General features: G+C 52.2%; 28 protein-coding genes. 15 read left to right on the forward strand and 13 right to left on the reverse strand.

The window, feature by feature from the left end; translation table 11 throughout:
* From ACK5JN_RS04210 to gmk, 3 genes are all read right to left on the reverse strand, one after another.
* Positions 1-146, reverse strand: a 146-nt coding sequence (locus ACK5JN_RS04210; protein WP_416869169.1) for a hypothetical protein, incomplete at its 3' end; no start/stop codon positions are given.
* A gap of 18 nt (positions 147-164) precedes the next feature.
* Positions 165-440, reverse strand: a complete 276-nt coding sequence (gene rpoZ / locus ACK5JN_RS04215) for a DNA-directed RNA polymerase subunit omega (protein ID WP_000135058.1) — start codon at positions 438-440, stop codon at positions 165-167.
* 54 nt (positions 441-494) lie between these two features.
* Positions 495-1,118 carry a guanylate kinase gene (gmk, locus tag ACK5JN_RS04220; RefSeq protein WP_071259166.1) on the reverse strand — a complete coding sequence of 208 codons (624 nt, stop codon included), beginning with the start codon at positions 1,116-1,118 and terminating at the stop codon, positions 495-497.
* Positions 1,119-1,374: 256 nt separating this feature from the next.
* Here gmk and ligB point away from each other — a divergent pair, with 256 nt between their 5' ends.
* The gene (gene ligB, locus ACK5JN_RS04225) at positions 1,375-3,057 is read left to right on the forward strand and encodes an NAD-dependent DNA ligase LigB (RefSeq protein WP_416869011.1); all 1,683 of its coding nucleotides are present in this window, start codon (positions 1,375-1,377) and stop codon (positions 3,055-3,057) included.
* On the opposite strand, the gene ACK5JN_RS04230 is transcribed toward ligB, so the two are convergent.
* Both ACK5JN_RS04230 and ACK5JN_RS04235 read right to left on the reverse strand, forming a co-directional pair.
* Positions 3,054-3,671, reverse strand: a complete 618-nt coding sequence (locus ACK5JN_RS04230; RefSeq protein WP_012135781.1) for a trimeric intracellular cation channel family protein — start codon at positions 3,669-3,671, stop codon at positions 3,054-3,056. The genes ligB and ACK5JN_RS04230 overlap by 4 nt on opposite strands.
* Before the next feature lie 256 nt (positions 3,672-3,927).
* Complete coding sequence (locus ACK5JN_RS04235; RefSeq protein ID WP_012135780.1) at positions 3,928-4,791, reverse strand: YicC/YloC family endoribonuclease; 864 nt, start codon at positions 4,789-4,791, stop codon at positions 3,928-3,930.
* A 125-nt stretch (positions 4,792-4,916) separates the two neighbouring features.
* On the opposite strand from ACK5JN_RS04235, the gene rph reads away from it, so the two are divergent.
* Positions 4,917-5,633: a ribonuclease PH gene (rph, locus tag ACK5JN_RS04240; RefSeq protein ID WP_416869012.1), complete on the forward strand. Its 717-nt coding sequence runs from the start codon at positions 4,917-4,919 to the stop codon at positions 5,631-5,633.
* 64 nt (positions 5,634-5,697) lie between these two features.
* On the forward strand, positions 5,698-6,339 hold the full coding sequence (pyrE, locus tag ACK5JN_RS04245; protein WP_024131063.1) for an orotate phosphoribosyltransferase: 642 nt from the start codon (positions 5,698-5,700) through the stop codon (positions 6,337-6,339).
* A gap of 75 nt (positions 6,340-6,414) precedes the next feature.
* On the opposite strand, the gene slmA is transcribed toward pyrE, so the two are convergent.
* The 3 genes from slmA to coaBC form a co-directional block, all read right to left on the reverse strand.
* The gene (gene slmA / locus ACK5JN_RS04250) at positions 6,415-7,011 is read right to left on the reverse strand and encodes a nucleoid occlusion factor SlmA (protein ID WP_012135776.1); all 597 of its coding nucleotides are present in this window, start codon (positions 7,009-7,011) and stop codon (positions 6,415-6,417) included.
* A gap of 109 nt (positions 7,012-7,120) precedes the next feature.
* Complete coding sequence (dut, locus tag ACK5JN_RS04255) at positions 7,121-7,579, reverse strand: dUTP diphosphatase (RefSeq protein WP_416869013.1); 459 nt, start codon at positions 7,577-7,579, stop codon at positions 7,121-7,123.
* The gene (coaBC, locus tag ACK5JN_RS04260) at positions 7,557-8,777 is read right to left on the reverse strand and encodes a bifunctional phosphopantothenoylcysteine decarboxylase/phosphopantothenate--cysteine ligase CoaBC (RefSeq protein ID WP_096753935.1); all 1,221 of its coding nucleotides are present in this window, start codon (positions 8,775-8,777) and stop codon (positions 7,557-7,559) included. The genes dut and coaBC overlap by 23 nt, the downstream gene beginning before the upstream one ends.
* Positions 8,778-8,950: 173 nt before the next feature.
* Here coaBC and radC point away from each other — a divergent pair, with 173 nt between their 5' ends.
* From radC to mutM, 4 genes are all read left to right on the forward strand, one after another.
* Positions 8,951-9,613, forward strand: a complete 663-nt coding sequence (radC, locus tag ACK5JN_RS04265) for a RadC family protein (RefSeq protein WP_012135774.1) — start codon at positions 8,951-8,953, stop codon at positions 9,611-9,613.
* Between the two features lie 216 nt (positions 9,614-9,829).
* Positions 9,830-10,066, forward strand: a complete 237-nt coding sequence (gene rpmB, locus ACK5JN_RS04270; protein WP_106924954.1) for a 50S ribosomal protein L28 — start codon at positions 9,830-9,832, stop codon at positions 10,064-10,066.
* A gap of 20 nt (positions 10,067-10,086) precedes the next feature.
* Positions 10,087-10,254 carry a 50S ribosomal protein L33 gene (gene rpmG, locus ACK5JN_RS04275; RefSeq protein ID WP_003024094.1) on the forward strand — a complete coding sequence of 56 codons (168 nt, stop codon included), beginning with the start codon at positions 10,087-10,089 and terminating at the stop codon, positions 10,252-10,254.
* Between the two features lie 98 nt (positions 10,255-10,352).
* A complete protein-coding gene (gene mutM, locus ACK5JN_RS04280) occupies positions 10,353-11,162 on the forward strand; it encodes a bifunctional DNA-formamidopyrimidine glycosylase/DNA-(apurinic or apyrimidinic site) lyase (protein ID WP_416869014.1) in 810 nt (269 codons plus the stop codon).
* A gap of 33 nt (positions 11,163-11,195) precedes the next feature.
* On the opposite strand, the gene coaD is transcribed toward mutM, so the two are convergent.
* A complete protein-coding gene (gene coaD, locus ACK5JN_RS04285) occupies positions 11,196-11,675 on the reverse strand; it encodes a pantetheine-phosphate adenylyltransferase (RefSeq protein WP_416869015.1) in 480 nt (159 codons plus the stop codon).
* Between the two features lie 8 nt (positions 11,676-11,683).
* Positions 11,684-12,961: a lipid IV(A) 3-deoxy-D-manno-octulosonic acid transferase gene (waaA, locus tag ACK5JN_RS04290; RefSeq protein WP_416869016.1), complete on the reverse strand. Its 1,278-nt coding sequence runs from the start codon at positions 12,959-12,961 to the stop codon at positions 11,684-11,686.
* 404 nt (positions 12,962-13,365) lie between these two features.
* Between waaA and rfaQ the strand changes: the two genes are divergently transcribed.
* From rfaQ to ACK5JN_RS04325, 7 genes are read left to right on the forward strand one after another with little or no spacing between them, the layout of a single operon-like run.
* The gene (gene rfaQ / locus ACK5JN_RS04295) at positions 13,366-14,436 is read left to right on the forward strand and encodes a lipopolysaccharide core heptosyltransferase RfaQ (protein WP_416869017.1); all 1,071 of its coding nucleotides are present in this window, start codon (positions 13,366-13,368) and stop codon (positions 14,434-14,436) included.
* Complete coding sequence (locus ACK5JN_RS04300) at positions 14,433-15,557, forward strand: glycosyltransferase family 4 protein (RefSeq protein ID WP_416869018.1); 1,125 nt, start codon at positions 14,433-14,435, stop codon at positions 15,555-15,557. Before rfaQ ends, ACK5JN_RS04300 begins: the two co-directional genes overlap by 4 nt.
* Complete coding sequence (rfaP, locus tag ACK5JN_RS04305; RefSeq protein ID WP_416869019.1) at positions 15,550-16,347, forward strand: lipopolysaccharide core heptose(I) kinase RfaP; 798 nt, start codon at positions 15,550-15,552, stop codon at positions 16,345-16,347. Before ACK5JN_RS04300 ends, rfaP begins: the two co-directional genes overlap by 8 nt.
* 15 nt (positions 16,348-16,362) lie before the next feature.
* A complete protein-coding gene (gene waaO / locus ACK5JN_RS04310) occupies positions 16,363-17,379 on the forward strand; it encodes a lipopolysaccharide 3-alpha-galactosyltransferase (RefSeq protein WP_416869020.1) in 1,017 nt (338 codons plus the stop codon).
* Between the two features lie 16 nt (positions 17,380-17,395).
* Positions 17,396-18,391, forward strand: coding sequence for a glycosyltransferase family 8 protein (locus ACK5JN_RS04315; protein WP_416869021.1), 996 nt, complete (start codon positions 17,396-17,398; stop codon positions 18,389-18,391).
* Between the two features lie 36 nt (positions 18,392-18,427).
* Complete coding sequence (locus ACK5JN_RS04320) at positions 18,428-19,201, forward strand: glycosyltransferase family 25 protein (RefSeq protein ID WP_416869022.1); 774 nt, start codon at positions 18,428-18,430, stop codon at positions 19,199-19,201.
* A gap of 25 nt (positions 19,202-19,226) precedes the next feature.
* Positions 19,227-20,480: an O-antigen ligase family protein gene (locus ACK5JN_RS04325; RefSeq protein ID WP_416869023.1), complete on the forward strand. Its 1,254-nt coding sequence runs from the start codon at positions 19,227-19,229 to the stop codon at positions 20,478-20,480.
* Between the two features lie 23 nt (positions 20,481-20,503).
* On the opposite strand, the gene rfaC is transcribed toward ACK5JN_RS04325, so the two are convergent.
* Genes rfaC through rfaD form a run of 3 tightly spaced genes read right to left on the reverse strand, consistent with a single transcriptional unit; the run spans position 20,504 to position 23,470 of the window.
* A complete protein-coding gene (rfaC, locus tag ACK5JN_RS04330) occupies positions 20,504-21,478 on the reverse strand; it encodes a lipopolysaccharide heptosyltransferase RfaC (RefSeq protein WP_416869024.1) in 975 nt (324 codons plus the stop codon).
* Between the two features lie 3 nt (positions 21,479-21,481).
* The gene (rfaF, locus tag ACK5JN_RS04335; RefSeq protein ID WP_416869025.1) at positions 21,482-22,528 is read right to left on the reverse strand and encodes an ADP-heptose--LPS heptosyltransferase RfaF; all 1,047 of its coding nucleotides are present in this window, start codon (positions 22,526-22,528) and stop codon (positions 21,482-21,484) included.
* Between the two features lie 9 nt (positions 22,529-22,537).
* Positions 22,538-23,470, reverse strand: coding sequence for an ADP-glyceromanno-heptose 6-epimerase (gene rfaD, locus ACK5JN_RS04340; protein WP_416869026.1), 933 nt, complete (start codon positions 23,468-23,470; stop codon positions 22,538-22,540).
* A gap of 217 nt (positions 23,471-23,687) precedes the next feature.
* On the opposite strand from rfaD, the gene kbl reads away from it, so the two are divergent.
* On the forward strand, positions 23,688-24,884 hold the full coding sequence (kbl, locus tag ACK5JN_RS04345; protein WP_416869027.1) for a glycine C-acetyltransferase: 1,197 nt from the start codon (positions 23,688-23,690) through the stop codon (positions 24,882-24,884).
* Positions 24,885-24,887 lie beyond the last annotated feature (3 nt).

Consider the following 24,887-nt stretch of genomic DNA (forward strand, 5'->3'; position numbering starts at 1 on the left):
GGGTGCGTGATATAGGGTTCACCGCTTGAACGTGTCTGACCCTCGTGAGCGTCACGTGCAACGAGATACGCCTGCTGAAGACGTTTTATCTGGTCTTCAGGCAGGTAGTTTTGAATCAGTTGATTCAGGCTTTCAAACAGATACAAGGGCGACCCGCTTTGTGATTAACGACGGCCTTCAGCAATAGCGGTAACGGCTTGTAATTCAGCGGCTTCCTGCTCTTGCTGTTCCTGGCGCTCACGGACGTCGAGGATCTGGTTGTTGATCAGACCTTCTTCGATTTCGCGCAGCGCGATTACGGTAGTTTTATCGTTTTCTTCCGGTACAAGCGGATCCTTGCCGCCTACCTGCATCTGACGAGCGCGACGCGCGGCGACCAGTACCAGGTCAAAACGGTTACCAATTTTCTCTACAGCGTCCTGAACAGTTACGCGTGCCATATTTAAAATGCTCCACAGGTGAAGAAATGACTGGGCATGATACTGAAAGTGGGTTCAGTCTGCCAACAGTTTGCTGATTAAAGCGTCATGACGCTGCTTTTGGCGGCTCATGCGCAGACGTTCGGCGCGAATAATGGTTTTCAGATCGCCCAGGGCGGTGTCGAAATCATCATTCACAATAAGGTAATCATATTCGGCGTAATGGCTCATTTCTGCAACAGCTTGCGCCATACGTTTTGCGATTACGTCTTCGCTATCCTGACCGCGCCCGCGAAGGCGGCGGTCCAGCTCAATTTTGGACGGCGGTAAAATAAAGATACTGCGCGCTTGCGGCATCTTCTCACGAATTTGCTGCGCGCCCTGCCAGTCGATATCCAGAAAAACATCCACACCCGTTGCCAGCACTTGCTCAATGGTTTCACGCGATGTGCCGTAATAGTTACCAAACACTTCAGCGTGCTCCAGAAACGCATCTCTGCCAATCATGGTTTTGAACTCATGATGATCGACAAAGAAATAATGCTCGCCATGCACTTCACCCGGACGCGGTGCGCGCGTGGTGTGTGAAACAGAAACCTGGGTGTCATACAACGGTTGGGTTTTTAATAACGCCTGAATCAGGCTGGATTTACCCGCGCCACTGGGGGCAGAAACAATATAAAGCGTGCCTTGAGCCATGAGTATCTTATGTATGTGATTATCGAAAGAGAGCCTACATACGAGCTTATTATACACGTCGCCGCTATGTGACGTAGCCTTTGTCACACTTTTTGCGTCAGTTTATTGCGTTTTGCGTACCTGTTTCCTGATTTACCGTGTAGTTACTGTAATCAATGAAAATGTCTGGAAGCGTGTTCGCACGATCGCTTTTTGCCTCTCGGTTTTGATGACGCCCCGCGTTATACCTGGCCCGCAATCTACAGCGGAGGTACTGATGAGAAGAGGGAAAAGTATCGTGCTGAGTCTGTTGCTGTGGCATTTCCCGGTATGGGCGGCTTGCCCTGACTGGTCGCCAGCCAGAGCGAATGACGAAATCGCCCGGCTACAGCAGCAGCTCGCCCAGTGGAACGACAGTTACTGGCAGCAGGGGGTTAGTGCGGTAGAAGATAGTGTCTACGATCAGCTCAGCGCGCAATTGGTGCAATGGCAACGCTGCTTTGGCGGTGATACCGGGGCAGAACTGGCACCGCCAGTGAGCGGCTCATTACCCCATCCTGTTCCGCATACGGGTGTGCGAAAGCTTGCGGACAAACAGGCGGTGCAGCAGTGGATGCGTAAGCGCAGCGATTTGTGGGTGCAACCGAAAGTGGATGGAGTGGCGGTTACTCTCGTATACCGGGATGGGCGTCTGGTCAGCGCGATTAGCCGGGGGAACGGGCTTAAAGGCGAGGACTGGACGCAGAAGGTGCGTTTAATACCCGCAGTACCGCAAAGTACAAAAGGCGCGCTTGCCAATAGCACGTTGCAGGGTGAGATTTTTTTGCTGCGCGACAACCATATTCAGCGACAAATGGGAGGAATGAATGCCCGTTCGAAGGTCGCCGGAATGATGATGCGCCAGAATAACACCTCGTCGCTCCAGTCGCTGTCTGTTTTCATCTGGGCATGGCCTGATGGCCCGGCAACGATGCCTGAGCGCTTGCGTCAACTGTCCGGGGCAGGATTTGGCTTTGCACAACAATATTCTCAACCGGTGAAAAGCGCTGATGATGTTGAACGCGTGCGTACAGCATGGTGGACAACGGGATTACCGTTCGTTACCGATGGAGTCGTGGTAAGAACGGGTAAAGAACCTGAGGCCAGACACTGGATGCCCGGGCAGGGCGACTGGCTGGTTGCCTGGAAGTATCCTCCGGTCGCAAAAGTGGCTGAAGTCACCGGGGTTCAGTTCGCTGTCGGCAAGAGCGGGAAAATCTCGGTTGTGGCGTCGCTTGCGCCAGTGATGCTGGATGATAAACGGGTGAAGCGCGTAAATGTAGGGTCTGTCAGGCGCTGGGCGGAGTGGGACATTGCGCCAGGTGACCACATTCTTGTCAGCCTTGCCGGACAGGGGATTCCGCGTATTGATAAGGTTGTCTGGCGTAGCACTCAACGGGATAAGCCCGCTCCGCCGGGGAATCGCTATAACGCATTAACCTGTTTTTATGCGACTGAGGTATGCCAGGAGCAGTTCATCGCCAGGCTGGTCTGGCTGGGGTCGAAGGAGGCGCTGGAGGTTGACGGGATGGGGGAAGCAGGATGGCGTGTGCTTCACCAGGCGCATCGTTTCAAGCATATTTTCTCCTGGCTCGCGTTAACGCAGGAACAACTACAGGCGACACCTGGGTTTAGTAAAGAAAAAAGCAAGCAATTGTGGCATCAGTTTAACCTGGTGCGGCATCGGCCATTTATCCGCTGGGTGATGGCGATGGGCATACCGTTAACGCAGGTGGCGCTTAAGGCCAGCGGCGATCGTTCATGGGGGCAGCTACTGGCACGCACGGCAGAATACTGGCAACAGCTTCCGACAACAGGGGAGGGGCGCGCCAGGCGGGTCATCCAGTGGCGGGATAACCCGGAAATACGGGCGCTGGGCAACTGGCTGTCTGCCCGGCATATTAACGGCTTTAGCCCTTAGTGACCTTCGTGGCGATAGTAAAACACCGGCAGGCCAAGCTTGAGACGCAGCGCCAGCAAGCGAGCGGTAAAGCCAAAAACCAGCGTGGAGATAACCACGACGTCTTGGTTGGATACGTAGTGTTGTAGCGCGATGTACAACACGGCAGACGCAAAGGAAACACCAGCATACAGCTCTTTCTGGAAGACCAGCGGAATACGTTTGCAGAACATGTCACGCAATACGCCGCCAAATACGCCGGTAATGACAGCCGCCACAATAGCGATGACCGGGCTATGCCCCATATCCAGCGCAACCTGAGCGCCGATAATAGAAAAGACCACTAAGCCCAGCGCATCAAGTACAAGGAACAGTTTGCGTAGGTAAGGCATTACAGGGGCGACGATCGTCGTCAGAACCGCAGCAGAAGCGACAATAATCACGTACTCAGGGTGCTGTACCCAACCGAGCGGATAGTGACCGAGCAGAATATCGCGTACGGAACCGCCGCCAATTGCTGTCGCGGTGGCAATGATAATAACGCCAAATGTATCCATGCGGCGTCGACCCGCAGCGAGAGCCCCGGTCATGGCTTCGGCAGTAATGCCAATTAAGTAGAGAACGTGTAACAGCATGTCTTCCCCCTGGTTTACTGAGGGCAGAGACTAACGATTTGTGCGTAATATCACGATTGAGATTTTCTAAGGTGAAGCAATTTTGATAACTATAATTTATGTGGATATTGCGATTCATCCGCTATTTATGCGTTATTCATTTTTAATGGATTAGAAAATGGATAAGAAAAAATAATCCGAAAGTGGCGAGGCAGTACGGAGTGTAAAGGAAGCACGTAGCACCATCGCATCGCGACGGGCTACGTGGGAATGAGGTTTACTCGATATTCTGGATCTGCTCGCGCATTTGCTCGATCAATACTTTCAGCTCAATTGCAGAATTGGTGACATCAGCATTGATGGATTTGGAGGCCAGCGTGTTCGACTCGCGGTTGAACTCCTGCATCATAAAGTCCAGACGACGGCCAACCGCCTCTTTTTTCTTCAGGATGTTGTAGGTTTCTTTGACGTGCGCGTCCAGACGATCCAGCTCTTCCGCCACGTCAATGCGCTGTGCCATCAGCACCAGCTCTTGCTCCAGACGGTTATTTTCCAGTTGTACCTGTGCGTCTTCCAGTTTTGCTACCAGACGTTCGCGCTGCCATTGCAGGATTTCCGGCATATGGGCGCGGACTTTCACTACCTCAGCGCTGACGCCTTCCAGACGCTGCTCAATCAGCGCTTTCAAAGCCTGACCTTCGGTTTCCCGGGCGACAATGAAGTCATCCAGCGTCCCGTCCAGCGCGGCGAGGATCTCTGCGGCAATCGCGTCCAGATCCTGTTCCTGGGCGGCCATGACGCCCGGCCAACGCAGGATATCTACCGGGTTGATTTCCCCTTCATCGCTCTGCATTTTGACCCAGTTTGCGGAGGCAACGAGCTGCTTTGCCAGCTTCTCATTCAGAATGAGTTCGCCTTGCGCGCTGGCATCGGGTTCAAAGCGTAAAGTACATTCGATTTTTCCGCGCGTCAGGCGTGTACGAATGCGTTCGCGTACAACAGGTTCAAGGCTACGGAACTGTTCCGGCAGACGAAAATACGTTTCCAGATAACGCTGGTTTACCGAGCGCATTTCCCAGGTAGCGCTACCCCATTCACCCTTGATTTCACGCCGGGCGTAGGCGGTCATACTGCGGATCATAGACGTTCCTGTTTTTAAAGGAGAGATGGAAGGATTATAGCCATCCATGCCTTGTCAGGATAGGAATAACCGCCGGAAGTCCGTATAATGCGCAGCCACATTCGTTTCAAGCCGGAGATCTCAATATGCGTCCAGCAGGCCGTAGCGCTAATCAGGTGCGTCCCGTAACCCTGACCCGTAACTATACAAAACACGCTGAAGGCTCGGTGCTGGTCGAATTTGGAGATACCAAAGTGCTGTGCACTGCATCCATCGAAGAAGGCGTACCCCGCTTATTGAAAGGGCAGGGCCAGGGGTGTATCACAGCAGAATATGGCATGTTGCCACGCGCTACGCATACCCGTAACGCGCGTGAAGCGGCGAAAGGCAAGCAGGGCGGCCGCACGATGGAAATCCAGCGTCTGATCGCCCGCGCGCTGCGCGCTGCTGTCGATCTTAAAACGCTTGGCGAGTTTACTATCACTCTGGATTGCGATGTGATCCAGGCGGACGGCGGTACGCGTACTGCATCTATCTCCGGGGCTTGTGTTGCGCTGGCCGATGCGCTGAACAAGCTGGTCGCGAACGGTAAGCTGAAAACCAACCCGATGAAAGGGATGGTGGCTGCGGTTTCCGTCGGCATCGTGAATGGTGAAGCGCTCTGCGATCTGGAGTACGTTGAAGACTCCGCGGCTGAAACCGATATGAACGTGGTAATGACCGAAGACGGTCGAATTATTGAAGTGCAGGGAACGGCAGAAGGCGAGCCGTTCAGTCACGAAGAACTCCTTACCTTGTTGGCATTAGCCCGAGGGGGAATCGAATCCATTGTAGCGACGCAGAAAGCGGCGTTAGAAAATTGATTTTAAGGCGACCAGCGAGTCGCCTTTTTTTTGTCTGTAATAAAGTGAAATGAGGAGCGAATCCATGAAACCGTATCAGCGCCAGTTTATTGAGTTTGCGCTTAACAAGCAGGTACTAAAGTTTGGCGAATTTACGCTGAAATCCGGGCGCAAAAGCCCCTATTTCTTCAACGCCGGGCTGTTTAATACCGGGCGCGATCTGGCTCTGCTGGGACGTTTTTATGCCGAAGCGTTGGTGGATTCGGGTATCGATTTCGATCTGCTGTTTGGTCCGGCCTATAAAGGTATTCCGATTGCGACGACCACCGCTGTTGCACTGGCGGAACACCATGACAAAGACCTGCCGTACTGCTTTAACCGTAAGGAAGCCAAAGACCACGGTGAAGGCGGAAGTCTGGTCGGGAGCCCATTACAGGGACGCGTGATGCTGGTGGATGATGTGATCACTGCGGGTACTGCGATTCGTGAATCGATGGAGATTATTCAGGCGAATGGCGCAAGTCTGGCGGGGGTGCTGATTTCTTTGGATCGTCAGGAGCGTGGCCGTGGCGAGATTTCCGCGATTCAGGAAGTGGAACGCGATTACGGGTGTCAGGTGATCTCGATTATCACGCTGAAAGACCTGATTGCGTATCTGGAAGAGAAACCAGAGATGGCGGAACATCTGGCGGCAGTGCGCGCGTATCGGGAAGCGTACGGGGTTTAAGTGAATTGCCCGGCGGCGTAGTGCTTACCGGGCCTGTAAGGCCGGATAAGGCATCGCCGCCATCCGGCTACGCTGTTACTGCAATTGCGCGGCAACCAACGGCCAGCGGGCGTCGAAATCGTCCGTTGGGCGGTATTTGAACTCGCTGCGTACAAAGCGGGACAACATCCCTTCACAAAACGCCAGCAACTGACTTGCCAGCAGGGTTTCATCCGTGGCGTACCCTTCGCCTTCGCGCATTCTTTTTTCCCGCAGAACCTGACGCAGCTGCGCTTCAATGCGCTCAAACAGCTGGTTAATCCGTCCTTGCAGGCGATCTTGTTCAAACATTAACGCATGACCGGTGAGGATACGCGTCAGGCCTGGGTTGCGTTCGCCGAAGCCCAGAATCAACAACACAATTAAACGCAGACGCGCGCTGGTGTCTTTCTCATCTTTTAAGATCAGATTGATACGGGTAATCAGACTGTCTTCGATAAACTCAATCAGACTATCGAACATGCGAGTCTTACTGGGAAAATGGCGATACAGCGCCGCTTCAGAAACGCCGACGGAGGCTGCCAGTTTCGCTGTTGTGATGCGTTGGCTTCCATCGCTGGATTCCAGCATCAGCGCCAGAGACTGAAGTATTTCTTCGCGACGATTCCTTTTCGCAGTTTGTTTTTCTGCCATGTTACAAAATACCCCTGAAAATAAGCACTTGCCAGGCGAGCATCCACACTATGACCGCAGACTCAGCGTTTGCGGCGATGTTATGTCGTTATCAGGATGCGTAAATGTCTTACTTGCGACCAGAATGGCCGAAGCCGCCTTCACCACGGTCGGTGGCTTCAAACTCTTCCACCAGATTAAATTCGGCCTGTACAACCGGTACGAAAACCATCTGAGCAATACGTTCGCCTGGCTCAATGGTAAAGCTGTCCTGGCCACGGTTCCAGATGGAAACCATTAACTGACCCTGATAGTCAGAGTCGATCAGGCCGACCAGATTGCCGAGCACAATACCATGCTTATGGCCCAGGCCGGAACGTGGCAGCATTACCGCCGCCAGAGACGGATCGGCAATATGAATCGCCAGACCGGTCGGCACCAGCGTTGTTGCGCTAGGCGCCAGTTCTACGGCGTCATCGAGACAGGCGCGCAGGTCAAGTCCGGCGGAGCCGGAGGTGGCATAAGTTGGAAGCGGAAATTGCTGCCCAACGCGCGGGTCCAGAATCTTAACGTCGATTTTTTTCATCATAACGGGTCACGATCTCGTCGAGTAATAATTGGCCCAGGAGCGCTTTCCGTTCGAGCGGTAAGGCTTTATCTCCATCCTGCCAGAAAAGGTGTAATGCGTTGCTGTCGCTATTAAATCCTTGAGTTGAAAGCGAAACATCGTTCGCGCAGATCAGATCAAGGTTTTTGCGGATACGTTTTTGCCGGGCGTATTCTTCCACATTATTTGTTTCCGCGGCAAACCCAACGACATAAGGACGCTTGTCTTTGAGTGCGGCGACCCCGGCGACAATATCAGGGTTCTTGACCATTTTTACTGTTAATTCATCGCCCTGCGTCGCCTGTTTCTTAATTTTTTCACTGGCGACGGCGGCTGCACGGTAATCAGCAACCGCAGCACAGCCGATGAAAATATGCTGCTTCTGAACCGCTGCCTGGACTGCCGCTTCCATTTCCAGCGCAGTCATCACATCAATGCGCTGAACAAAAGGTGGTGTGGGCAGCGCAACGGGGCCGGAAACCAGCGTGACGTTGGCGCCGCGTCGTGCGGCGGCGGCGGCAATGGCAAATCCCATCTTACCGGAGCTGTGGTTAGAGATATAACGCACCGGATCGAGCGGCTCGCGCGTCGGGCCCGCCGTAATCATGATGTTGAGATGTTGCAGATCGTTGACAGGGGAGAAATGCGCTGCCGCCATATCCACAATGGTCAACGGGTCGAGCATGCGTCCTGGCCCCACGTCTCCACACGCCTGGCTGCCGCTGTCCGGCCCCCAGATAAGCATTCCGCGTGACGCGAGTACATCCAGATTATGTTGCGTGGCGGCGGCGCGATACATTTGCTGGTTCATGGCCGGAAGTACGGCAATCGGGGCGGGTGTCGCCAGACAAATCGTTGAAACCAGATCGTTAGCCATACCGGCAGCGACGCGAGCGATCAGGTCTGCCGTGGCTGGCGCGAGGATAACTAAATCCGCCCATTTCCCCAGCTCAATATGGCCCATCGCGGCTTCTGCGGCAGGGTCAAGCAGACTGTCAGAGACGGGATAACCCGACACCGCCTGTAGGCTCAGGGGCGTGATAAAGGCTTTTGCCGCTTCGGTCATCGCCACGCGGACGTCGGCGCCGCGTTCGCGTAAACGACGCACCAGTTCAGGGGCTTTATAGGCAGCAATGCCGCCGCTCACGCCGAGAACGATTTTTTTGCCAGCCAGGCTCATCATGATCTTTCCTGTTGGATTGCACCAGAAGGCGGACATTTTATCACAATCCTGAATCCCGTCGTGCAGTTGCCCGTAATTCACTTTGCGAGGCGCTACGCAGGAGTGAAATACGGGTGTCGATTCACCCCAGGAGCTATGCCACCATGAGGCGTACTTAAGGAGGTGAACGTATGGATGCGCCGGAACGTTTAATGCCCCGGGAAAAAATGTTGAAGTCAGGAATTGGTTCGCTGACGGATGTTGAACTGCTGGCGCTCTTTTTACGTACAGGAGTGCCAGGAAAAGATGTGATGGCTCTGGCGCATGAAACGCTGCAACGCAGTGGGTCGCTCTATGGGTTGCTGTCTGCGGATTTCGCGCAATTTCGCGGTACAGGTATCGGTATCGCTAAGTATGCGCAGCTTAAGGGGATTGCCGAACTGGCAAGGCGCTATTACAAGGCGCGCATGATGAAGGAAAACGCGTTGTTGAGCCCGGAAATGACGCGTGAGTTTCTGCAAAGCCAGTTGACGGGGGAAGAGCGGGAGATCTTCCTTGTGATCTTTCTGGATGCCCGGCACCGGGTGATTAAACACAGCCGTCTTTTTTCCGGCACGCTGAATCATGTCGAGGTGCATCCGCGCGAGATTATCCGCGAGGCGATAAAATTAAATGCTTCTGCGGTGATCCTTGCGCATAATCACCCCTCGGGGTGTGCAGAACCGAGCAAAGCGGATAAACTCATCACCGAACGTGTCGTAAAATGTTGTCAGTTCATGGATATACGAGTACTGGATCACCTTGTGATTGGGCGCGGAGAGTACGTTTCTTTTGCCGAACGTGGTTGGATTTAGAACACTTCGCGCGATCCATCGGGATCTTTGTCTGTTCGGGACTTGAGCACATCGCTTACACAGCGTATACTACGCCACCTTTGAGAATCTCGGGTTTGGCATTTGGGCCTGGCAATCGAGAGTTCACAATGAACTGCGATAACCAGGCTGAGAAGCCTGACGAGGCGCCAATACCCCATACGAAGCTCGAGCTAATTTGATTTTTGGAGAATAGACATGTCCCGAGTCTGCCAAGTTACTGGCAAGCGTCCGGTGACCGGTAACAACCGTTCCCACGCACTGAACGCGACTAAACGCCGTTTCCTGCCTAACCTGCACTCTCACCGTTTTTGGGTTGAGAGCGAGAAGCGTTTTGTCACCCTGCGCGTATCTGCTAAAGGTATGCGTGTAATCGATAAGAAAGGCATCGATTCAGTTCTGGCTGAACTGCGTGCCCGTGGCGAAAAGTACTAAGTACTTAGAGGAAATAAATCATGGCTAAAGGTATTCGTGAGAAAATCAAGCTGGTTTCTTCTGCTGGTACTGGTCACTTCTATACCACCACGAAGAACAAACGTACTAAGCCGGAAAAACTGGAACTGAAAAAGTTCGATCCAGTTGTCCGTCAGCACGTTCTGTACAAAGAAGCTAAAATCAAATAATTTTAGTTTCGATGTAGCAAAAAACCTCGCCCCGGCGGGGTTTTTTGTTTTCTGCGCGTCCCCATAATAGAGACATCTGTATTCGAGCCGGAGACGCTATGCCTGAATTACCCGAAGTTGAAACCAGCCGCCGGGGCATTGAACCCCATCTGGTTGGCGCAACCATCCAATATGCCGTTATTCGCAACGGACGCCTGCGCTGGCCCGTCTCTGATGAAATCTACCGCCTGAGCGATAAACCGGTTCTCAGCGTCCAGCGACGCGCCAAATACCTGCTGCTTGAGCTGCCTGACGGTTGGATCATCATCCATCTGGGTATGTCGGGAAGTTTGCGCATTCTGGCGGAAGAGCTGCCGGCGGAAAAACATGACCACGTCGATCTGGTGATGAGTAACGGTAAAGTGCTGCGCTACACCGACCCACGGCGCTTTGGCGCCTGGCTATGGACGCCGGTGCTGGAAGGGCACAGTGTTCTCGCTCATCTCGGCCCTGAGCCGCTGAGCGCGGAATTTAGCGCGGATTATCTGCAGGCAAAATGCGCGAAGAAGAAAACGCCGATTAAACCCTGGCTGATGGATAACAAGCTGGTGGTGGGCGTCGGTAATATCTACGCCAGCGAATCGCTGTTTGCCGCGCGGATCCATCCGGATCGGCTGGCTTCATCGTTATCTGCGGAAGAGTGTGAGCGGCTGGTGACGGCGATCAAAGCGGTACTGCAGCGATCGATTGAGCAGGGCGGAACCACGCTCAAAGACTTCCTGCAAAGCGACGGCAAACCGGGCTACTTTGCGCAGGAGCTACAGGTATACGGGCGGAAAGGGGAAGCGTGTCGGGTATGCGGGACGCCCATTATCGCCAGCAAACATGCGCAGCGGGCGACGTTTTATTGCCGGCAGTGCCAGAAGTAAGCTGATAGCCCCGGCGAGACGCCGCCGGGATGCCTACTTCAGCTTCTCCATCAGCGCCTGATGCACGTTCTCCGGCAGGAAGTGCGTGACGTCGCCCGCGTGGCGCGCCACCTCTTTCACCAACGATGACGAGATAAACGACCATTCCTTCGACGGCATCAGAAAGACGCTTTCCAGCTCCGGCATCAGGTGGCGATTCATGTGCGCCAGCTGCATTTCATATTCGAAATCCGCCACCGCACGCAGGCCGCGAATCAGAATATTGGCCTGCTGAGTGCGGGCGAAATTGGCCATCAGATCGCTAAAGCCCATCACTTCTACGTTGCCCAGATGCGCCGTTGCCTGCTGGGCCAGCGCCACGCGCTCGCTCAGATCAAACATCGGTTTTTTACTCGGGCTGGCGGCAATAGCGAGGATGACCTGGTCAAACATGCAGGCCGCGCGGGTCACGATATCAAGGTGACCGTTGGTGATGGGATCGAAAGTGCCCGGATAAATCGCCCGTTTTTGCATAATCATCCTCAATGCGTTTTCGGTGGCAGGTACGGTTCCAGGAGTTGTAACAGGCGTTGTAGCGCGCCCTGGTTCTGGTACAAGACCTCAACGGCGTGGCGACCGTAGAAGCTACGGTAATCGGCATCGCCTAACAGTGAGGATACCTCTTTTTCGAGACTTGCGGCATCGGTGACGGTGATAAGACCGCTCGCCTGCTCCAGACGCGCGCAGATATCTTTGAAGTTAAAGGTATGCGGACCCATGAGTACAGGAATCGCGTGCGCTGCGGCTTCCAGCGGATTATGCCCGCCGCGCTCAACCAGCGAGCCACCGACAAATGCCAGGTCGGCAATGCCGTACAGCAGCATCAGCTCGCCCATGGTGTCGCCAATGACCACCTGGGTGGTGGCGGAGGGTACTTCACCGGAGGAGCGGGTGATAAAGCTCAGGCCAGCCTGACGCGTGAGGTTGATGGCGTCGGGGAAGCGTTCCGGATGGCGCGGCACCAGAATCAGCAGTAAGTCCGGGTAGTGCTGCAGCAGCGCCTGATGGGCGGCAATGATGATGCTCTCTTCGCCTTCGTGCGTGCTGGTGGCGATCCACACCGGGCGACGCGGCGCCCACTGACGTCGCAGGGTGACCGCTTTGGCGGCCAGCTGCGGCGTAACGGAAATATCGAACTTCAGGCTGCCGGTAATGGTCACCTGATTATTTTTGGCGCCTAAGGTGACAAAACGCTGACCGTCTTCTTCATTCTGCGCGGCAATCAGCGTAATACGTTGCAGCAGCGTGCGCACGAATGAGCCCAGTTTGGCGTATCCGGCGGCGGAGCGCTCGGAGAGGCGTGCGTTAGCAATCACCAGCGGAATATGGCGGCGATGCAGGGCGGCAATCAGGTTGGGCCACAGCTCCGTTTCCATAATCAGCACCAGCTTAGGGTCGATTTTATCGAGGAAACGGTTGAGGGCATCGGGTAAGTCATACGGCAGATAGACGTGCTGGACGTCTTTGCCAAACGCCGACTGCACACGCTCGGAACCGGTTGGGGTCATCGTGGTCACAGTAATCGGCAGATCGGGATAACGGTGGCGCAGCGCGCGCACTAGCGGGATTGCCGCCAGCGTTTCGCCAACGGAGACGGAATGCAGCATGATCCCGCCGGGCTTCAGCGGCTGGCGGTAAAAACCGTAACGTTCACCCCAGCGTTTTCGGTAGGCTGGAGCCTTACGTCCGCGCACCCAAAGCCGTATCCAGATAAGAGGCTGAATAAGGTAGAGCAGAGCGGTGTAAAGCAATTCAAGCATAATAAATACTGAGTTATGAATGTGCTGTGGATTCTAAGTATTTACCTGAGGCTTTACCATTACTTTTGCTGTTTTTGGTCTAAATTATCCACAGCACCGGGGCTGGCCGTGGATATCACTGCCGATCCCCCTTTTTTATTCTGCTGGTTTCGGTTAATACCCCGGGATATTGGGGGAGGCTTTAGGCGGAAGTTATGGTGGCGGAAATTGTTTTATTGATATGATTTGTAAGGGAAAATATCTTTATTCGCGCGAAACGTATTCGGTTCGGATTGCGGCCCAGGAAGTGGTACACTAGCGCGTCAAAATAAGTGCAATATCAGTAATCAGGTAGCTGTTGAGCCTGGGGCGGTAGCGTGCTTTTTTCCTACTTTTACCGGAAAATCTCAACCAAAGAGTCGCTTGTGGAAAAGCCATTTCGAAAAATTCTGGTCATTAAAATGCGTTTTCACGGGGATATGTTGCTCACCACTCCCGTTATTAGCACGCTAAAACGCCATTATCCAGAGGCACAGGTGGATGTCCTGCTGTATCAGGACACGATCCCTATTTTGTCCGAAAACCCTGAAATTAATGCGCTGTACGGTATTAAAAATAAAAAAGCCAAAACGGCAGAAAAAATAACCAATTTCATCAGCACAATCAGGGCATTGCGTCGCAACAAATACGACCTCGTCATCAATATGGCCGACCAGTGGATGGCGGCGGTCTTAGTGCGCCTGCTGAATGCGCCGATGAGCATCTCGCAGGACTATGGTCACCGGCAATCGGCCTTCTGGCGTAACAGCTTCACGCATCTTGCGCCGTTAAGCGGCGACAACGTGGTTGAGAGCAACCTCTCGGTGCTGGCGCCGCTGGGGCTTGAGTCCCGCGTGGCGGAAACGACCATGAGCTATAACCCGGCCTGCTGGCAGCGCGTGCGCGGCGAGCTGGATAAAGCCGGCGTTGGCGAGCGCTATGTGGTGATTCAACCGACGGCGCGGCAGATATTTAAATGCTGGGAAAACGAGAAATTCTCCCGGGTGATAGACGCGTTGCACCAACGCGGCATTGAAGTGGTGCTGACCTCCGGGCCGGGCGCGGACGATCTGGCCTGCGTCAACGCGATCGCTCAGGGCTGCCAGCAGCCGCCGGTGACGGCGCTGGCTGGTAAAGTCAGCTTCCCCGAACTGGGCGCGCTGATTGACCACGCCGCGTTGTTTATTGGCGTCGACTCCGCACCGGGGCATATTGCGGCCGCGGTCAAAACGCCGCTGATTGCCTTATTCGGTGCAACGGACCATATTTTCTGGCGCCCGTGGTCGGATAATATGATCCAGTTCTGGGCCGGCGACTATCGGCCGATGCCGCCGCGCGAGCAGCGTAACCGCAATGAGATGTATCTTGCCGTTATTCCGGCAGAGGACGTTATCGCCGCTATCGATAAAATTCTGCCCGTTCCCGAGGCCGACTCTGCTACAGGCGAGGAATTATGATCGTTGCATTCTGTCTGTATAAGTACTTTCCCTTTGGCGGTCTGCAGCGCGACTTTATGCGTATTGCCCAGACCGTTGCGGCCCGCGGCCACCAGGTGCGCGTTTATACGCAATCGTGGGAAGGAGAGTGCCCCGAGGCGTTTGAGTTAATTCTGGTTCCGGTAAAATCTCATACCAACCACGGGCGTAACGCGGAATATTATACGTGGGTGCAAAATCATCTGCGTGAACATCCGGTTGCCAGGGTGGTGGGCTTTAATAAGATGCCGGGGCTGGATGTCTATTATGCTGCCGACGTGTGCTACGCCGAGAAAGTGGCGCAGGAGAAGGGCTTCTTCTATCGTCTGACGCCGCGCTACCGCCACTATGCGGCTTTCGAGCGCGCAACGTTTGAACACGGTAAGCCGACGCAGCTGCTGATGCTTACCGATAAGCAGATTGCAGATTTCCAGAAGCACTATCAAACCGAATCCGAGCGTTTTCATATTTTGCCACCGGGGATTTACCCGGACAGAAAATACAGCCAGCAGATTGATAACGCCCGTCAGGTTTATCGGCAGAAGAACGGTTTGAGCGAGTCGCAGAACGTGCTGCTGCAGGTCGGCTCAGACTTTACGCGTAAAGGCGTGGATCGCACGCTGGCCGCGATGGCTTCGCTGCCGGAGAGTCTGCGCCAGAATACGCAGCTGTTTATCGTCGGCCAGGATAAGCCGGGGAAATTCGCCGCGCTGGCTGAGAAGCTGGGGATCCACCGCAACGTTCACTTTTTCTCTGGCCGCAATGATGTGGCGGAGCTGATGGCGGCGGCAGACTTATTGCTGCATCCGGCCTATCAGGAAGCGGCAGGCATTGTGCTGCTGGAAGCGGTAACGGCGGGCCTGCCGGTGTTAACGACCCGCGTGTGCGGCTACGCGCACTATATCGCGGACGCAAACTGCGGCGCGGTGATTGACGAACCTTTCCGACAAGAAGCCTTAAATGAGATTCTCCTTAAGGCCCTGACCCAGCCAGCGCTGCGCGAGGCGTGGGCGGAAAATGCGCGCAATTACGCCGATACACAGGACTTATACAGTCTGGCGGACAGAGCGGCAGATATCATTATAGGTGATTTGGATGGTTGAGCTGAACGAACCGCTGGCCACGCTGTGGCGCGGAAAAGATGCCTTTGAGGAAGTGAAACATCTGCAGGGTGAGGTGTTCCGTGAACTGGAAACCCGCCGAACGCTGCGCTTCGAACTGGCCGGCGGCAGCTATTTTCTGAAATGGCACCGCGGCACCTCTCTCAAAGAGATCGTCAAGAACCTGATTTCCCTGCGTATGCCGGTGCTGGGTGCCGACCGTGAGTGGAACGCGATCCACCGCCTGCACGATGTGGGCGTCGACACCATGCACGGCGTGGGCTTTGGCGAGAAGGGGTTAAATCCGTTAACCCGCACGTCATTTATCATCACCGAAGATCTGACGCCCACCATCAGCCTGGAAGACTACTGCGCGGACTGGGTGGCGAATCCGCCGACGCCTGCGGTTAAACGCATGCTGATTAAACGTGTCGCCACGATGGTACGCAAGATGCATGAAGCGGGTATTAACCACCGCGACTGCTATATCTGCCATTTCCTGCTGCATCTGCCGTTTAGCGGTGAGGAAGAGACGTTAAAAATTTCAGTGATTGACCTGCACCGGGCGCAAATTCGCAACCGCGTGCCGCGTCGCTGGCGCGATAAGGATCTAATTGGTCTGTATTTTTCTTCGATGAATATTGGGCTGACCCAGCGGGATGTTCTGCGCTTTATGCGGATTTATTTTGATCGGCCGCTCAGCGACGTGATGAAGCAGGAGCAGGCGCTGATGGCGAAAGCCGAAGAAAAAGCGAATAAAATCAAAGAAAGAACGATCAGAAAGTCGTTGTAACGTTTGGGGCGGAGTATGGCGTATTCCTATTTAAATGCGGAAGAGATGATCAACGAAACGATTATCTTTGATGAGCGTGAAGCGGTTCAGGGCGGCTCGCCGTTCAATATCGCTTACGGTATTGATAAGAACTTCCTCTTCGGCTGCGGCGTCTCTATTGCCTCGGTTTTGCTGCACAACCGCGATATGGACTTTGTTTTCCACGTGTTTATCGATGTGCTGCCGGAAGCGGAAAAGCAGCATTTTTCGCAGCTGGCTAAGGACAACAAGACCTGTATTCAGATTCATATCGTCAACTGCGATCGCCTGAAGGCTTTCCCGACGACCAAGAACTGGTCCGTGGCGATGTATTTCCGCTTTATTATTGGTGACTACTTTATTGGCCAGCAGTCTCGCGTACTTTATCTGGATGCGGACATTGTGTGTCAGGGCAGCATAAACGAGCTGTCGACGCTGGCTTTAGGGGATAGCGTGGCAGGCGTCGTGCCGGAACGGGACAAGACGTGGTGGCTGTCGCGCAGTCAGAGCCTGGAATGCCCGGCTATTGAGAACGGCTACTTTAACTCGGGCGTGCTGTTGCTGAATATTCCAGCCTGGGCCAGCGAGTATGTCTCGGGCAAGGCCATGTCGCTGTTGTCTGATAAGAACGTGACCCGCAAACTGAGCTTTATGGATCAGGATATCCTGAACATTATTCTCGCCGGGAAAGTGACCTTTATCGCGGCTAAATATAATACGCAGTTCAGCCTCAACTATGAACTGAAAGACGCATTTATCAACCCGATTAATGACGCGACCGTGCTGATCCACTACGTAGGGCCGACGAAACCGTGGCATAACTGGGCAACTTACCCGAGCGCGGCGCCGTTCGTGAAAGCGAAAAAATCCTCCCCATGGTGCGAGCAGGCGCTACTTAATCCAGATAACTCAAATTATGCTCGATATTGTGCAAAACATAGTTTCAAACAACGTAAGTATTTTAATTGGTTAATAAATAATATTTATTATTACTATCTAAAATTGGCCCGCTAATAATAAAGGTAGCAGGATGAACGAATTTATTAAAGAAATATATAGTTTCGGGGTGACAAATGAAAAAAATAATTACCCGGAGCTAAATATATCTTATGGTATAGATAAGAACTTTCTATACGGTGCGGGTGTATCAATTTCGTCTGTATTACTGAATAACCAGGATATTAATTTTGTTTTTCATGTTTTCACAGATTATATTGATGATGAGTATTTAAATGCTTTCAAAAATACTGCGGAGCAATTTGATACGTCAATAAAAGTTTATCTTATTGACCCTCATTATTTTATTGATCTACCAACATCCGATGTATGGTCATATGCAACATATTTTAGAATTTATTCTTTTGACTATTTAAGCAGTTCGATATCAACGCTATTATATCTGGATGCGGATGTAGTCTGTAAGGGGAGTCTGAAGTTATTCACTGAAATTAATTTTAAAGATGAGTTTTCAGCGGTAATTCCTGACAGTAAAGCGACTCAAGAATCATGTAGTAATCGCTTAAATATTCCAGAAATGAATGGTCAGTATTTTAATGCCGGTGTGATGTTTGTAAACCTTGATAAATGGAAAAAGTCAAATTTAAAACCTTATTTATTGACTTTACTTAAAGGTGAAACTCGCTTTGGAAAATTAAAATATTTAGATCAGGATGCATTAAATATTTCATTTGAGATGAATAATATATATCTTCCAGGTATCTACAATACAATATATTCATTGAAAAATGAGTTGTCAGATCGAAAGCATGTCAAGTATCGGGAGGTTATTAATGATGAGACTGTGCTCATTCATTATACGGGCATTACTAAGCCATGGCATGCCTGGGCTAACTACCCTTCAGCAAAATATTTCCAGACTGCACGCGAAAGATCGCCATGGGTAGCATATCCACTTAAAGAAGCCAGAACAATTTCAGAGATGCAAAAAAAATATAAGCACCTATTTGTCCATGGTGCTTATATCAAAGGTCTGTTTGCAATGATTCAATATAAATTGAAAAAATAAATAAGAATAATATTTATATACAAATAAGGTTTTTCGATGAAAGTTTTAATCTATATTGTATCCCTACTTAGGGATACTGAAAGAAGAGAGAAGATTACGAGTGATTTTTCGAAGCTCGGAATAGACTTTCATTTTTTCGATGCTATTGATGCAAAAGAACCAAAAAATAAAATATTGATTGAGCAAGCAAGATTAAGTGGCGTCGGTCATAATATGACTGATGGGGAAATCGCGTGTACATTGAGTCACCAGTTTATTTATCAGGACTTGATATCAAGTAGTAATGATTGGATTATCATTCTTGAGGATGATGTAGAAATTGATAACCGCTTTAAAGAGTTTTGGTTATCTTTTAATGAAAATGAGCAGAAAAGATTGCCGAAAGATAATTTATATTTGCTTGGAGGACAGAAAGGACTGCACAGTTATCCTGTATTAGGTGTTAGTCTTTTTAGTGTCATAAAGGCTGGTAGCCTTCGATTAGGTCGCGTTAATTATAATAGAGACAAACTGCGTCGAACCTGTTGTTATCTGATGAATAAAACAATGGCGAAGCAACTTGTTGAATTAACTAAAAGTTATGGTACGTACCGGGCTGACAGTTGGCAACTGATGCATCAAGAAAAAATCATTAAAGAGTTTTATCTGAATGAAATCATATTCCATCCTATAGTTACCCCCCTAAATAGCCATCTGGAGTTGGAACGCAGTCTAATCTCCGGGCAGAAAAAAACGCGAGGAAAAGTAAAAGGAAAAATGAAATTGCTTCGTTCCTGGATTCGAGTCATTTTCTTCGCATTTCTAAAATAGATCGGTTTCTTTAGGTAAATAAATTTTGAATCTGCAAATTTTTAAAAATTACATATTCTTCATTGTGGTTTTTTTATGTTTTTTTGGGGGAGTGTTAATCCCCATAAACACAGACTATGCTAATAAGATAGTTATTGTTGTAGGCTTTACTTCTTTCGTCATGCTAATGCTTGAACGACAAGGCGGAGTGAGTAGAGGTACGCTATTTTTTGCCGTCGCTCTATTTATTTTAGGTGCAATAGATTTATTATGGTATGCATCCTATAAGACTGAATATGTTATCTATAAGAACGCGTATAGAGGGTATCTAGAAGCAGGGAAAATGTTTGTTTTTGGTGCTTTTGCTTTTATCTATATGTCGAAGAGTTCGCGAAAAGTAAATTTTAAATTTCATATAATAGCCAGTGTTCTGATGCAAGCTATCATATATATAGTTTCGTTATATCAGTACTATTGGCTGGGGGCAAGAAGGATTCCACTTTCGGCAATGGATGGTGGGATCGATCAGATGGGAGCGGCAACTATTGCCGCTTATATGATAACTTTTTGCTCTTTATATTCATCTATTGTATTTATAAACCTTTCGACAAAATATAAATGGTTTATTTTTTATGTGAATTTCTTGCTTAGCTTCTCAGTGATAATAATGACTGGCACCCGGGCAGCTATTTTTACCTATCCATTTATTGTTGCAATAATATTGTTTGCGCAATATTATCGGAACAAATTATTTCTAGCGAAGTGTATCGGTGGAATATTTATATCTTTGATGATTTGTGGTCTTGTATTTCAGCAATATGTGAATCATCGTATTACCCAGCTGCAACGCGATATTGTCAGTTATCAGACTTCAGATAATAGTGTTTCTTCTGTCGGTGCTCGCTTCTCTATGGTTATGGCGGGATTTAAAAGTGCGCCAGAGGGTTTAGAATGGCAATCTTTAGAGCAACGGGCCTCTAAGATTATTGCACTGAGCAAAGAGGATACTATTTATCAAGGCGCGACAGAATTCCTGAACGTTCATATGCATAATGATGTGATAGAGGCATTATCGACGAAAGGAGTAGTGGGTGTAGTTACTCTTGTTTTATTTTACGTTGCGTTAATTATATACTGCCTTTCTGAAGGACGGTATGCTTTATTAGTTTTTCCGGCATCCATTATATTATTTGGTATCAGTGACGTCATAACCCACGATAAACCAATACCAGCATCATGGATTATATGCTTGCTGCTATCGTCATTACTTTTAAAAAATAAAAGACAAGATAATTGCTAATATATTAGTGGGCATTATGCCCACTAAGAATTTGGCCCTATGGCGGTTTTATATAGGGCCATAACACTTTCTGCTTTTAGATGAGATAAATCTTTCTCAGGTGAACAGCACGCCACCTGGTTCTTCCCATATCCCCCAATCAATCCAGGGTCGGTCGGCCCATACAGCGTGATATTTGGGCGGTCCAGCGCCGCGGTTAAGTGGCTTAATCCGGTATCCACTGAAACAACAAATTCTGCACCTGCCAGCACGTGCGCCACCTTCTCCAGGCTCAGGCGCGGCAGAACGTCCACATAATCAAATCCCTCGGCCAGACGCTTTGCGCGGGCTTCTTCGTGCGGTGCGCCCCACGGGAGTTTAATGTGCAGCCCGCTCTCTTTTAGCAGACCAATCAGCTCCCGCCAGTTTTCTTCCGGCCAGTGTTTATCGTCACGCGTGGTGGCGTGCAAAAAGACGCAGTAGGGGGCTTCTGTTGGCGAACGATCGCCGAGGAAATGCTGGGCAATAGCATAATCACCCTGCGCATCGGGGATAGCGTAGCCGAGGCTTTTGGCAAACAGTTCGCGCGTACGTTCTACGGCGTGCTGCTGCTTCGCAATATGATGGCGACGGTTATAGAACAGGCTGGCCAACGGCTCGCGGGCGCTGCTCCAGTCCATACCGTGCTTCACCCCATGCGCCAGCCGGGTGACCAGCGCGGCGCTTTTTACCAGCCCCTGGGCATCGATGATCGCATCATACTTCACCGCCTGAACGGCATCACGGAAGGCTTTGCGCTCAGCCTTAATGGGGGCGGAGAACCACGCTTTGCGCCAGCGGCGGATGGCCACCGGGATCACATGGTCTACGGCGTCGTGCCAGGAGGGGATCTGCGCGAAGCCTTCTTCTACCACCCAGTCAAAACGAATGCCGGGAATGGCGCGCTGCGCGTCGGTTAACGCTGGCAGCGTGTGCAGAACGTCGCCCATGGAGGAGGTTTTTACAATCAGAACCCGCATGCGTCAGGCTTCCTCACTCGACAACAGTTCATTCAGCTCTTCCCGTACCCGCGCTGGCGTGATGTCGATAAGACTTTGATGGTAACCCTGCGCGGAGTCGCCTTTGCGTACCTTGTGATAGCCGGTAATCAACCGAATCACTCGCGCTTTGTTCGACAGCGGCGGCGTGAAGTCCGGGCTGCTTGGCCCGTAGAGCGCAACCAGCGGTCGGTTCAGGGCGGCGGCGACGTGCATCAGGCCAGAATCGTTGGTGACGATGGCCTTACAGGCGGCAATCAGCACCACCGCCTGCTCCAGCTGGGTTTCCCCGGCCAGGTTGCGGCACCAGCCCTTTTGTTCGTCGCTTAGCGCGGCGATGATCTCGTTACCGGCCTCGTTGTCTTTGGCGGAGCCGAAAAGAACAATCTGATTCCCTTCGTCGATCAGTTGCTTAGCAAGTGTGGCGTAGTGATAGTGCGGCCAGCGTTTTGCCGGGCCAAACTCGGCGCCGGGGCAAAAGCCGATCATCGGACGGTCGCTGGAGAGCGAAAACGCGTTACAGGCCAGCGACTTCTCGCCTTCGTTCACCTGCAGCTGCGGCCACAGCAGCGGCTGCGGCAGATCTTTCGCGCAGCGCATCACGCCTTTATCGTAGGCCAGCGCCACGTAGCGCTCGACCATCAGCGGCCAGGCGTCTTTATCCAGCACCCGTGCATCGTTCAGCAGGCCGTAGCGCATCTCGCCGCGCCAGCCGGTGCGCAGCGGAATACCGGCAAAGAACGGGACCAGCGCAGATTTAAAGGAATTAGGCAGCACATAAGCGCGATCATAGCGCCGCTCGCGCAGGCTATGGCCGAGCTTGCGCCGTTCGCCAATTTCCAGCGCGCCGTGCCCTAAAGGCATGGCAATCGCTTCATTGACTTCCGGCATCCGCGATAACAGCGGACGGCACCATGCGGGTGCCATCACGTCGATTATCGCCTGGGGATAGCGCGCCTTGAGCGTGCGATAGAGACTTTGCGACATCATCATGTCGCCCACCCATGACGGGCCGATCACCAGTATTTTCATGCTGAGTTCTTACGCGTCGCGGTTCAACCAGGCCATGTATTCCGTTACGCCTTCGGCGACGGTCTTGAACGGCTTATCGTAGCCGGCAGCGCGCAGGTTGGTCAGATCGGCCTGCGTGAACGCCTGATAGCGGCCTTTCAGTTTGTCCGGGAACGGAATGTACTCGATGCTGCCTTTCTTGTGGTATGCGAGGGTGGCATCAGCCACCGCCTGGAAGGATTCCGCGCGGCCGGTACCGAGGTTGAAGATGCCGGATTTGCCGTTTTCCCAGAACCACAGGTTTACCGCCGCCACGTCGCCGACGTAGACGAAGTCGCGCTTGAAGCCGTCGCTGCCTTCAAACAGTTTCGGGCTTTCGCCGTTGTTCAGCTGCGTGTTCAGGTGGAACGCGACGCTTGCCATGCTGCCTTTGTGGCCTTCACGCGGGCCGTAGACGTTGAAGTAGCGGAAGCCGACGATCGGTGAGTTCACTTCCGGCATGATGCGGCGTACGTACTCGTCAAACAGGAATTTGGAGTAGCCGTAAACGTTCAGCGGTTTTTCGAACTCGCGGGACTCAATAAAGTCGCTGGTGCGGCCGCCGTAGGTGGCAGCGGAAGAGGCGTACAGGAACGGGATTTCACGCTCCAGGCAGTAGTGCAGCAGCTCTTTGGAGTACTGATAGTTGTTATCCATCACGTACTTACCGTCCCACTCGGTGGTGGAAGAGCAGGCGCCTTCGTGGAACACGGCTTCGATATCGCCGAACTCTTCACCGGCCATAATCTGGATCAGAAAATCTTCTTTATCCATGTAGTCGGTGATGTCCAGGTCCACCAGGTTGACAAACTTGGTGCCGTCTTTCAGGTTGTCCACTACCAGGATGTCGGTAATGCCTTTGTCATTAAGCGCTTTCACGATGTTGCTGCCAATGAAGCCAGCGCCGCCGGTAACGATAATCATAGCTGTAACCTTTGAAATGGGAGGGCCCTGGAGTATCCCGGGCACGAATACTTCTTATCATACCATCACATTAGCCAGCCTTCAGCCTTTCACCGTACAGCGAGGTGAGGGACGCGTGATTTATGCTGCAAATAATTCATTCAGACATGCATCATCTCGTATCAGCGTATAGCTTTGGGTAATATGTGCCAAATTTTACCGAATCTGGAGAGTTGCAATGCGTGGTGATTTTTACAAACAGTTAACTCAGGACCTCGACACCGCCCGTGCGGAAGGGTTGTTTAAAGAAGAACGTATTATCACCTCCGCTCAGCAGGCGGATATCACCGTGGGCGACGGCAGCCACGTCATCAACTTCTGCGCCAACAACTATCTTGGCCTGGCGAACCATCCTGAGCTGATTAACGCCGCGAAAGCGGGGATGGACAGCCACGGTTTTGGTATGGCGTCCGTGCGCTTCATCTGCGGTACTCAGGACAGCCACAAAGCGCTGGAGCAGAAGCTGGCAAGCTTCCTCGGCATGGAAGATGCGATTCTGTACTCCTCCTGCTTCGACGCCAACGGCGGCCTGTTTGAAACGCTGCTCGGCGCAGAAGACGCCATCATCTCCGATGCCCTGAACCATGCCTCAATCATCGACGGCGTGCGTTTGTGTAAAGCGAAGCGTTTCCGCTACGCCAACAACGACATGGCTGAACTGGAAGCGCGCCTGAAAGAAGCGCGTGAAGCCGGTGCGCGTCACGTGCTGATCGCCACCGACGGCGTGTTCTCAATGGACGGCGTGATCGCCAACCTGAAAGGCGTGTGCGACCTCGCGGACAAATACGATGCGCTGGTGATGGTCGATGATTCCCACGCCGTCGGTTTCGTCGGTGAAAACGGCCGTGGTTCCCACGAATACTGCGACGTGATGGGCCGAGTCGACATCATCACCGGCACGCTGGGCAAAGCGCTAGGCGGCGCGTCCGGCGGCTATACCGCAGCGCGTAAAGAGGTGGTCGAGTGGCTGCGTCAGCGTTCACGCCCATACCTGTTCTCCAACTCGCTGGCGCCGGCAATTGTTGCCGCGTCGATTAAAGTGCTGGAGATGGTAGAGAACGGCGCCGAGCTGCGTGACCAGCTGTGGGCCAACGCCCGACTGTTCCGCGAAAAAATGACCGCCGCAGGCTTTACCCTGGCGGGCGCAGACCACGCGATTATCCCGGTGATGCTGGGCGACGCGGTGGTGGCGCAAAACTTCGCGCGCGAGCTGCAAAAAGAAGGGATTTACGTCACCGGATTCTTCTTCCCGGTGGTACCAAAAGGCCAGGCGCGTATCCGCACCCAGATGTCAGCGGCGCATACGACGGCACAAATTGAACGTGCGGTAGAAGCCTTTACCCGCATCGGTAAACAACTGGGCGTGATTGCCTAAGGG

The organism is Kluyvera sp. (genome assembly GCF_047971185.1).
GTDB lineage: Bacteria > Pseudomonadota > Gammaproteobacteria > Enterobacterales > Enterobacteriaceae > Kluyvera.